A 6862-nucleotide genomic window follows, 5' to 3' on the forward strand; every position below is an offset into this window, starting at 1 on the left:
CCGCCCCTCGTGCCCCTCGTGCCGCCCGAAAAGCACGCAACCCGCGATGCGGGAGCGGCCCGCGTGCGACCGTTTTCAGTCCGCCCCGATCCGCTCCGCTTCCGCCTGCGGCAACAGCGCATCGCTGTCGTCCTTCAGCCCGACGCCCGTCAGCTGGAGCCGGCGCGCATGCGTCATCAGGTAATGCAGCTTGTGCGCGGCCGCCGCGTACGGCAGCCCTTCGGGCCGCACGTTCGAGATGCAGTTGCGCAGCGCGTCGTGGCAGCCGACCTTCGGCGCCCACGTGAGGTACACGCCGAGGCTGTCCGGCGAGCTGAGCCCCGGCCGTTCGCCGATCAGCATCGCCACGACCTTCGCGCGCAGCAGCTCGCCGATCTCGTCGCCGAGGGCGACGCGCGCCTGCGTCGCGACCACCACCGGGCCGATCCGCCAGCCGTCCGCGTCGAGCCGCGGCCGCACGGCCTGCAGCAGCGGCAGTGCCTGCTTCGCGGCCGCGAACGCCGAGAGCCCGTCGCCGACCACGAACACGACATCGGGCGCGTCGTCGAGCGCCGCGCCGTAACCGGCGAGCAGCCCGCGGCTGTCGTCCGACAGCTTGCGGCCGAGATCGGGCCGGCGCAGATAGTGGTCACGGTCGGGCGCGGCGCTCTGCACGCCGAGCGTCGGCAGCAGGCCGGCCGCCTCGATCTCGCGCCGCAGCGCGTCCGAGTCGAGCGGCTGGTGCACCGCGTCACGCGCCTGCGCGTGCGACAGGTTGAAGGCCAGCAGCGGCGCGGTCGGCAGGCTGTTGCCCGCGCGGCCGAGCGCGATCCGCGCGTTCGTGAACGACTTCAGCTGGCCCCACGGATTCTTTTCGACGGCGTCGCTCATGCCGAAATCCCCATCCAGTCGTTCGCACCCGCGAGCAGCGGCACGCGCGAGCTCGCGGCGCGCAATGCACCGTGCGCGTCGGCGATCTCCATCGTCTCCAGCCACTCCTCGAATTCCGGCGCGCGGCGCAGGCCGAGCACCTCGCGCACGTAGAGCTGGTCGTGAAACGACGTGCTCTGGTAGTTCAGCATCACGTCGTCCGCGCCCGGAATCCCCATGATGAAGTTGATGCCGGCCGCGCCCAGCAGCGTCAGCAGCGTGTCCATGTCGTCCTGGTCGGCTTCCGCGTGGTTCGTGTAGCAGATGTCGCAGCCCATCGGCACGCCGAGCAGCTTCCCGCAGAAGTGATCCTCGAGCCCCGCGCGGATGATCTGCTTGCCGTCGTACAGGTATTCGGGCCCGATGAAGCCGACCACCGTGTTCACGAGGAACGGCTCGAACTTGCGCGCCACCGCATACGCGCGCACTTCGCAGGTCTGCTGATCGACGCCGAAATGCGCGTTCGCCGACAACGCGCTGCCCTGCCCCGTCTCGAAGTACATGAGATTGTTGCCGACGGTGCCGCGCTTGAGCGACAGCGCGGCTTCGCGCGCCTCGCCGAGCAGCGCGAGCGAGATGCCGAAGCTCGCGTTCGCCTTCTCGGTGCCCGCGATCGACTGGAACACCAGATCGACCGGCGCGCCCTTCTCGACCGCCGCGATCGTGTTGGTCACGTGCGTGAGCACGCACGACTGCGTCGGCACGCCGTAGCGTTCGCGGAATCCGTCGATCATCGCGAGCAGCTTCACGATCGCCGCGAGGCTGTCGGTGGCCGGGTTGATGCCGATCATCGCGTCGCCGCAGCCGTACATCAGCCCGTCGAGCATCGACGCGGCGATCCCCTTCACGTCGTCGGTCGGGTGGTTCGGCTGCAGCCGCACCGACATCCGGCCCGGCAGCCCGACCGTGTTGCGAAAGCGCGTGACGACGCGGCGCTTTCGCGCCGCCGCGATCAGGTCCTGGTTGCGCATCAGCTTCGACACGGCGGCGACCATCTCGGGCGTGAGGCCCGGCGCGATCCGTTCGAGTGCCGCGCCGTCGGCGGCGGGCGACAGCAGCCAGTTGCGGAAGTCGCCGACGGTGAGGTGCGAGATTTCCGCGAACGCCGCCGCATCGTGATCGTCGAGGATCAGGCGCGTGACCTCGTCGTGTTCGTACGGAATCACCGCCTCGTTCAGGAACGCCTTCAGCGGCACGCCCGCGAGCGCGATCTTCGCGGCCACGCGCTCCTCCTCGCTCGCCGCCGCGACACCGGCGAGCTGGTCGCCGGAACGCAGCGGGCTCGCTTTCGCGAGCAGCGTCTTCAGGTCCGCGAAACGGTACGTGCGCGGGCCGATCGTCTCCGTATAGGACATCGTGCGAGTCTCCTTGCCTTGCCAAAAGCCGACGGCGCGCCCGTTCGACGGGGCGCGCCGGATGCCGTCAGGAACGGCCGTTCACCTTCACCTGCTCACTCCTCCAGCAGCGCGTCGCCCGGCGCGCTCGCCCGCTGCGAACGCGTCGCGAGGAAGTACGCGTAGCCGACCGCGAGGAAGCCGACGAACACCAGCGCGACCAGCCCGTTGAAATACACCATCGTACCGAGGCAGACGAGCGCCGCCAGGATCGCGAAGGCCGGGAAGATCGGGTACAGCGGCGCACGGAACGGCCGCGCCATGTTCGGCTGCGTGCGGCGCAGCTTGAACAGCGACGCCATGCTCACGATATACATCACGATCGCGCCGAATACCGACATCGTCACGATATTCGCGGTCAGCGTCTGCCCGCCGAACTGGATCAGCTCGTCGCTGTAGATCGCCGCGATGCCGACCACGCCGCCCGCGAGAATCGCGCGGTGCGGGGTCTTGAAGCGCGGATGCACCTTGCCGAGCCACTCCGGCAGGTAGCCTTCGCGGGCCAGCGCGAATATCTGGCGCGAATAACCGAGGATGATCCCGTGGAACGACGCGACGAGGCCGAACAGGCCGAGCCACACGAGCATGTGCATCCAGCCGCTGTTCTCGCCGACGATGTACTTCATCGCCTGCGGCAGCGGGTCGTTGATGTTCGCGAGCTTGGTCCAGTCGCCTGCGCCGCCGGCGAACACCATCACGCCGATCGCGAGAATGACGAGCGTCAGGATCCCGGCCACGTACGCGATCGGAATCGAGCGCTTCGGGTTCTTCGCCTCTTCGGCGGCCATCGCGACGCCTTCGATCGCGAGGAAGAACCAGATCGCGAACGGGATCGCCGCGAACATCCCGTGGAACGCGCCCAGGCTGAAATGATCGGCACCCGACCAGCCGCCCTTCATGAAGTTGCTCCACGCGAAGCCCGGCGACACGACGCCCATGAACACCAGCAGCTCGAAGATCGCGAACAGCGTCACGACCAGCTCGAAGGTCGCCGCGATCTGCACGCCGACGATGTTCAGCGCCATGAACACGAGATACGCGCCCATCGCCGCATGCTTGGGTTCGAGCCCCGGAAACTGCACGTGCAGGTACGCGCCGATCGCGAGCGCGATCGCGGGCGGCGCGAACACGAATTCGACGAGCGTCGCCGCGCCGGCGAGATAACCGCCGGTCGGGCCGAACGCGCGGCGTGCATACGCGAACGGGCCGCCCGCGTGCGGGATCGACGTCGTCAGCTCGGTGAAACTGAAGATGAAGGTCGTGTACATCGCCGCGACGAACAGCGCGGTGATGACGAAACCCAGCGTGCCGGCGCTCGCCCAGCCGTAACTCCAGCCGAAGTATTCGCCGGAAATCACGAGGCCGACCGCGATGCCCCACAGTTGCCAGGTCCCGAGCGTCTGCTGCAGCGCGGGCTGGCCGGACGACTTGGCGCCGGCGGCGGGCCGGCCATTCGACTCTGCTTTCATCGGACTCTCTCCTCAAATGCGCCGGGCCTGGCGGCCTGCGCGACTGAGAATCGATGCTAGAGAGTCATTAAACGACGTGTTATCGAAATTCGGCAAAGATCGCGGCTGACATTTCGCTGACGGAAACGCCTGTTCCGGGCGTGTACGGCCTCCCGATGCGCGAAAGGCGCCGATGCCGGGCCCGCCCCGCTGCGACCGCCGCCGCCGGCCGCACGAAGCGGCCGGACGGATGATCGACGCACAAGACTTATTGCCCGCCGCCGCGCTGGTTGAACCAGCGGTCGAGCAGCTTGCCGGCCGCTTCGCGGCCGCCGAGGCCGAACGACAGCGCCACCGCCACAGCGATCGCACCGAGCACGAGGCCGAACGCGAGCTGCACGATCTCGTTCGCGATGCCCATCGCGCGCAGCCCCATCGCGAACACGAGGCCGAGGATCGCGAATTGCGCGATGCGCGCGAACAGCACGCTGTGCTCGCGGTCGGCCTGCTCGATCACGCGGCGCGCGAGGCCCGCGAGCCACACGCCGATCACGAGGATCACGCCGCCCGTCAGCACGTGGCCGCCGAATTCGATGAACAGCGTGACGACGTCGCGCACCTGCGAGAAGCCGAGCCGGTTCGCCGCTTCGACCGAGGCGAACAGCATCGCGAAGAACACGATCAGCCGCGCCACCAGCACCGACGGCTGCAGGATCCCCGAGAACACGCGCTCGACGCCGAGCACGGCCGGGAGCCCGTCGGCGCCCGCGGCTTCCAGCAGCTTCTGCGCGAGCGACGCGACGAAGCGCGCGAAGTAGAACGTCACCAGCACGATCACGATCGCCGCGACGATGTCCGGCACCGCGCCGAGGAACTGGTTCAGCATGTTGGTGGCCGGCACCGAGATCGCGTCGATCTTCAGCGCGTCGAGCGCGGAGATCAGCGTCGGCACGAACACGAACACGTAGACGACCGTGCCGATCAGGCTCGACACGCGCACGGGCGTCGGGCTGTCGAGACGCTGCGTGAGGCGGTCGGCGCCGGCGGCGACGAGCAGGTTCGTCACGAGGCCGCGCAGCACGCGCGCGACGATCCAGCCGACGATGCCGATCACCGCGGCCGCGAACAGGTTCGGCACGATCGCGAGCAGCTTGTCGACCATCCCCTGCACGGGCGTCAGCAGCCCCGACAGCGCGAACGACGCGAGGATCGCCGGCAGGAACATCAGGATAACGAGCCAGAACAGCACGTCGCCGAGATAACCGCTCATCGGCTGCAAGCCGGCGCCTTCGGACAATTTGTCGTCGATCTTGCTCGCCTTCAGCGCGCGGTTCGCGAGGCTGCGCAGCAGCGACGCGATGAGCCACGCGATCAGCGTCAGCGCCGCGCCGCCGATCAGGTTCGGCAGGTAGTTGACGATGTGGGTGACGAGCAGCGAGAACGGGTTGGAGACCGCATACAGGTTGAGCACGTTGAAGATGCCCACCGCGGTGACCAGCAGCACGAGCCAGAACAGTCCGCCGGCGATGATGCGCTCGACGCATGCGCCCTGGCCGGTGCTTTCGTTGATCCGCTGATCGACCTTCAGCGCGCCGAGCAGACGCATCGCGCCGGCCCGCACCACGACGGCGATCAGCCAGCCGATCACCAGGATGCCGATCGCGCCGGCAATCTTTGGCAGATACCCCCCTAGCGTGGTCTGCAGCGACGTGATGAAGCTGGAAGCATCCATTTCTTCTTCTCCCGAAAACGTGGTGTTGCGATTGGACATCGACGAACTACCTGCGTACTTCGAAAAGCGTGCTGCCCCGACGGAGCAACTTACCCGAGAAAAATGACGCGATCACCCGATTTCACCGTCTTTAACTTTAGTCAGAGATCGCAGAGGGGCAAGACCCCATTTCGTCAAAATGAAAAAGGGCCCGACGGGTCGGCGCGCCTGCGTATTTCCGCAAGATTTATCAATTCGCACCGTGCTACCGTGGCGTCGGTTCCTGCCCGGATACGCCGATGACCGTCGAAACGAAACCCGACCAGCCTGCCTGGGCCCGCTACGCGGCAAGCGTGGCGCGCGTCCACGAATACATCCGCGCGCACCTCGACGGCCCGCTCGACCTGAACCGGCTCGCGGAAGTCGCGTGCCTGTCGCCGTATCACTGGCAGCGCGTCTATCGCGCGCTGTACGGCGAATCGATCGTGCTGACGGTGCGGCGGATGCGGATCGTGCGCGCGTCCGAGGATCTCGTGTGCACGGCGCGGCCGATCGACGAGATCGCGCGGCGCGCGGGCTACGGTTCGACGCACGCGTTCGCGCGGGCGTTTCGCGACGCATACGGTGTGCCGCCCGCGCAGCACCGGCGCACGGGCAGCCACCGGCCCATCTATCCACTACAGAGAGGAGAGGAAGACATGTTCAAGCATGAAGTCGAAATCCGGCGGCTGCCGGAACTGCGTGGCTACGCGGTAGCGCACACGGGCGCGTACATGAAGGTCGGCGACGCGTTCGGGCGGATCGGCGCGTGGGTCGGGCAGCACGGGCTGATCGGCCCGGGCGCGAAGATGATCGGCATTTTCTACGACGATCCGGACACGACGCCCGAAGCGCAGCTGCGCGCGAAGGCGTGTTTCATGCCGGCCGACGGCGCGCCGGACGTCGAGCCCGTGCCGCCGGTCGAACGCGCGACGGTCGCGGGCGGCGAGTACGCGGTGCTGCTGCATACGGGGCCGTACGCGGACCTGAAGACGGCCTACCAGTGGCTCTACGGCGACTGGCTGCGTCATTCGGGCCGCGAAGCCGCCGACGCGCCGCCGTTCGAGCTGTACCTCAACACGCCGATGGATGCGGCGCCGGCCGACCTGCGTACCGAAATTCATCTGCCGCTGCGCTGAGCAAAGGGGGCGTCGTGGAGCCGTGTATCTGGACGGGCCGCGACGATATTGCCGGCGCGAGCATGCCCGGGACGATATCGGGCAGGCTGGTGCGCCGGCCGTCGAACGAAGCGTGCCGGCCTGTGCTCATGCGCAGCCGGCACGAACGCGCGGACCTCTTCAAGCCGCCTGCGTCCCGCAGCCGGGACAGAACCGCGCGTCGGCCGCCAGCGCCGCATGGCA

6 protein-coding genes are annotated in these 6862 nt (G+C 68.0%); 1 reads left to right on the plus strand and 5 read right to left on the minus strand.

The window, feature by feature from the left end; all coding sequences use genetic code 11:
* Positions 1-75: 75 nt before the first annotated feature.
* From eutC to ABY44_RS12955, 4 genes are all read right to left on the minus strand, one after another.
* The gene (gene eutC, locus ABY44_RS12940) at positions 76-870 is read right to left on the minus strand and encodes an ethanolamine ammonia-lyase subunit EutC (protein ID WP_021164100.1); all 795 of its coding nucleotides are present in this window, start codon (positions 868-870) and stop codon (positions 76-78) included.
* Positions 867-2264: an ethanolamine ammonia-lyase subunit EutB gene (locus ABY44_RS12945; protein WP_027788688.1), complete on the minus strand. Its 1398-nt coding sequence runs from the start codon at positions 2262-2264 to the stop codon at positions 867-869. The genes eutC and ABY44_RS12945 overlap by 4 nt, the downstream gene beginning before the upstream one ends.
* Before the next feature lie 95 nt (positions 2265-2359).
* Positions 2360-3772: an ethanolamine permease gene (gene eat / locus ABY44_RS12950; RefSeq protein ID WP_059694466.1), complete on the minus strand. Its 1413-nt coding sequence runs from the start codon at positions 3770-3772 to the stop codon at positions 2360-2362.
* A gap of 247 nt (positions 3773-4019) precedes the next feature.
* On the minus strand, positions 4020-5483 hold the full coding sequence (locus ABY44_RS12955) for a mechanosensitive ion channel (RefSeq protein WP_059687899.1): 1464 nt from the start codon (positions 5481-5483) through the stop codon (positions 4020-4022).
* 278 nt (positions 5484-5761) lie between these two features.
* On the opposite strand from ABY44_RS12955, the gene ABY44_RS12960 reads away from it, so the two are divergent.
* Positions 5762-6640 carry an AraC family transcriptional regulator gene (locus ABY44_RS12960; RefSeq protein WP_059490293.1) on the plus strand — a complete coding sequence of 293 codons (879 nt, stop codon included), beginning with the start codon at positions 5762-5764 and terminating at the stop codon, positions 6638-6640.
* A gap of 159 nt (positions 6641-6799) precedes the next feature.
* On the opposite strand, the gene ABY44_RS12965 is transcribed toward ABY44_RS12960, so the two are convergent.
* Positions 6800-6862, minus strand: a 63-nt coding sequence (locus ABY44_RS12965; RefSeq protein WP_431641270.1) for a zinc-ribbon domain-containing protein, incomplete at its 5' end; no start/stop codon positions are given.

The organism is Burkholderia sp. ZZQ-2, from assembly GCF_050768715.1.
Classification (GTDB): domain Bacteria; phylum Pseudomonadota; class Gammaproteobacteria; order Burkholderiales; family Burkholderiaceae; genus Burkholderia; species Burkholderia cepacia.